The following is a 3739-nucleotide window of genomic DNA, read 5'->3' as shown; positions in this document are numbered from 1 at the left end:
CCGGGAGCTTGACCGCCTGTCCCTGGATGAGAAGACGATTCGCCATATCCATAAGCAGGCGGAGCTGTGCAAGATCGGATTTACTGATGCCAGGAGCTCCTCGATGCGCTGTAAGATCGGGGAGGAGATCATGGAATTTACTGTGGAGCTCTCCCGATACGAGGAGGCGTGTGAAGACCTTCTGGAGCGGATACGGAAGCCGGTAAAACGAAGCTTATCAGACGCCCATATCCGGCTCTCTGATATCGACAAGGTGGTGCTGGTGGGCGGCGCCACCAAGAGTCCGGTTATCCGCCGGTTTGTGAGCCGGTTGTTTAAGATGCTGCCAGACACCAATGTAAATCCCGACGAGGCCGTGGCTCTGGGCGCAGCGATTCAGGGCGCCATGAAGGAGCGGAGGGAATCCATCAAAGAGGTGATCCTGACGGACGTGTGCCCGTTTACCCTGGGAACCGAGGTGGTGCGGGAATGGGAGAAGGGCGTGTTTGAAAACGGCGTGTTCTGCCCGATCATCGACCGGAATACGGTGATCCCGGCCAGCCGTACGGAACGGCTCTATACCGCCAGCGACAACCAGACGAAGATACGCGTCAATGTGCTTCAGGGGGAGAGCCGCTTTGCGGCCAATAACCTGTCGCTGGGAGAGCTGATGATCGATGTTCCTGCCGGCCGGGCCGGTGAGGAGGCTGTGGACGTGACGTACACCTACGATATCAACTCGATTCTGGAAGTGGAGGTGAAGGTGGTCTCCAGCCAGAAGCAGGTGAAGGAGGTATTTAAGGGCAGCGATGTGGATATGACGGATGAGGAGATTAAGGAGCGGTTCGAGACGCTGTCCTACTTGAAGATCCACCCGAGAGACCGGGAGGAAAACAAGTATCTGCTGCTGCGCGGTGAACGGATCTACGAGGAAAGCATCGGAGAAAAACGGCTGTATGTGGAGGCGGCGCTTCATAAGTATGAGAAGGCACTGTCCTCGTATGATACGGGTCTTATTGATGAAGCGAAGGAAGAGTTTAAGAAGTTTCTGGAAGAGATTGAAGAACTGTAGAGACAGGGGAAATGCGGCTGAGCGGCTGCGTTTCTCCTGTATTTTTTCTGGTTAAGCTATGAGATGGCTCCAAGTGCACACTCATCAATTCGCCGGACTACGCCGCTGGTATACGGTTCAAAGTATTTGGGCCAGAAATGTGCCGCGGTGGTAAAGTCAATTGATATATGCTAGAATGGTGTCAACATGTTAAGGAGGAAAATCCATGAATCGAATTGAGAAAGTGCGGGAAGCCGTTGACGCTGTCCTTTTAAACATCGCCGATGCCGGTGAAAGAAGATGCGGGTATATGCATCTGTACGGGGTCTCCCAGGCCTGCGTGCTGATTGCCTTAAAGAGAAATGAGAACGCCGAGCTGGCGGCGGCTGCCGGGATGCTTCATGATATTCATACGTATGCGACGATGGATCCCAGGGATCATGCGCATAAGGGATCGGCCATGGCCAGGGATTTACTGAATTCCATGAAGTGCTTTGAGGCTGGGGAGATTGATGTAATCTGCAGTGCAATCTATCATCACAGCAGCAAGGAGATAACCCACGCACCGTTTGACGAAGTGTTAAAGGATGCGGATGTCATGCAGCACTGCCTGTACAATCCCCTGTTTGAGGTCATGAAGCATGAAAAGGAGAGATTCGGGAAAATGAAGGAAGAATTTGGGCTGACAGGAAGGGAACCGTAGAATTTTTCAGCCATTAGTTCGGAGGAAATACTGAAAAATAGCTAAAAATCCCCTTTGGATTTTGTTACGTATCCGTATTGTGAAACAGTTCCATAAATGGTATGATAATACAGAAGAGGCCGGCAGCATGATGATGCCTGAGCCGGAAATCGCTGTCAGAGACAAAAGTGACAGAAACAAAGATGACAGAAACAAAAATGACAGAGACAAAAGGAGTGGGAAAATGGCAAGTATCAGAGAGGTGGCCAGACTTGCCCGGGTGGCTCCCAGTACAGTCTCCCGCGCACTAAACGGGAGCGGTTATGTGGCAGAAGAGACAAAGGAAAAGATCAGGGAGGCCGTGGATGAACTGGACTATGTGCCGAATCAGTGGATACGGAATCTGTATCAGCAGAAGACAGGAATCATCGGAGTCATGGCGCCTGAGATCGTGCATCCTTACTTTTCGTCACTGTGGAGTTTTCTGGAGCTGGAGCTGAACAAATACGGATATAACATGATGCTGTGCAATACGTCCGGCAAGAAGGATATTGAACGGCAGTACTTAGATACGCTGGAACGAAACCTGTTCGACGGGATGATTGTCGGAGCGGCCTTTCTTCCGGATAAATATTATGAGCAGATTCAGAAACCAATTCTGTCCCTGGACCGGATTATCCCGGGAATCCCCCTGGTGACCTCGGATCACACACAGGGCGGCTTAATCGCGGCGGATAAGATGCTGGAGAAGGGCTGTAAGAAGGTGCTGAATTTAATCGATCCGCAGGCGAAGACCGTGGCGTCCTCCCGCGGCGGATTGAATTTCATCAGGAAGATGCAGGAGGCGGGAGCGGAGGTCATCACGGAGGAGTTCCTGTGGGATGATGTCATCCACTACCCCAGAAGCATTCAGCGGACCAGAGAGATTCTGGCGGAATACCCGGATCTGGACGGAATTATGGCCAATGACCTCTGTGCGTCGTCATTTTTAAAGACTGCAAGGGAGCTGAATATCCAAGTGCCGCAGCAGCTTAAAATCATAGCATACGATGGGACATATATTACTGACTTCAATTACAGGACGATTGCATCGATCCAGCAGGACGTGGCTCTTATTGCAAAGGAGGCTGTCCAGGTACTGGTAAAGCTGATTAATGGGCAGCCGCTGGCGAACGATGCGGTCTACGTGCCTGTGAGCTATAAAGAGGGGGATACGATATAGAAGGTGATCAGTGAAAATCTGATTTGAACCGCGTCTGGCCGGGAAACGGAAGTTTCCGGAAGCAGGCGCGGTTTTTCAATACAGGCTGGGGCGGCCGGTACAAGTAAAATATAGAGTATGAGGCCTTTTTTGTAAATGTGCAACAAAATGACTGCTCAAATTTAGTAAAAATGATGATTGTAGGAAAAATGTAAAAAAGTACTTGAAAAAATACTTCATAAGTTGTATATTAAGCACATGGAACAGTTCCACACATTGTGGAACTTTAAAAATAGGAAAATATGGAACAGTTCCATATTCGAAAAAATCACTTCACCAGATTCGTGGATCATCTCATGATACCCAGGGTAACGGGGCACGCTGAGTGGAGATGACATGTATCGCACACAAGTGACTACAAGAAGGTCACTGGGCGCTTATAACAAGGAGGATATTTTTATGAAGGCAAAAAGAACAGCGGCACTCGGTCTGGCAGCAGTAATGGCGGCATCACTTCTTTCCGGATGCGGCGCAGGGGGCAGCAAATCGGCAAAAACAGAGATTACGATTTACCAGAGTAAGATTGAAGCAAACGAGGGTTACAAAAAGGCGATCGCGGCTTACGAGGAGTCCCATCCGGCTGTGAAGATCAATCTGGAAGCAGTAACCGGCAACGACTTCGCTGCCTCCTTAAAGGCAAAGATGCAGTCCGATCCGCCAACCATCTTTTCCGTCGGCGGTTTCCAGGATTTAAAGGACTACGGCGATATTCTGGAGGATATCTCAGATCTGGAGGTGCTTAAGAATGCACTGCCGGGAACCACGG

Annotated in this window: 3 protein-coding genes and 1 pseudogene; all 4 read left to right on the top strand. The window is 50.3% G+C overall.

From position 1 onward, the window contains the following. On the top strand, positions 1-1051 hold a 1051-nt coding region (locus tag ACLTD4_RS33310), incomplete at its 5' end, for an Hsp70 family protein (protein ID WP_412331949.1). Between the two features lie 205 nt (positions 1052-1256). Further along, positions 1257-1733 carry an HD domain-containing protein gene (locus ACLTD4_RS33305; RefSeq protein WP_117622425.1) on the top strand — a complete coding sequence of 159 codons (477 nt, stop codon included), beginning with the start codon at positions 1257-1259 and terminating at the stop codon, positions 1731-1733. A gap of 223 nt (positions 1734-1956) precedes the next feature. After that, positions 1957-2934 (top strand): LacI family DNA-binding transcriptional regulator, encoded by a 978-nt coding sequence (locus ACLTD4_RS33300; RefSeq protein ID WP_025531971.1) that lies wholly within the window; start codon positions 1957-1959, stop codon positions 2932-2934. Between the two features lie 438 nt (positions 2935-3372). Next, a pseudogene (locus ACLTD4_RS33295) lies at positions 3373-3739 on the top strand (carbohydrate ABC transporter substrate-binding protein); the annotation flags it as partial.

The sequence above is a fragment of the Hungatella sp. genome, assembly GCF_046966825.1.
Note: the sequence above shows the minus strand (reverse complement) of the source record. Positions and strands in the feature narration are given on the sequence as shown.

Bases quoted from the DNA above. Each gene is read 5' to 3' on its own strand.
- ACLTD4_RS33305 (WP_117622425.1), top strand. From the start codon at position 1,257: ATGAATCGAATTGAGAAAGTGCGGGAAGCCGTTGACGCTGTCCTTTTA.
- ACLTD4_RS33300 (WP_025531971.1), top strand. From the start codon at position 1,957: ATGGCAAGTATCAGAGAGGTGGCCAGACTTGCCCGGGTGGCTCCCAGT.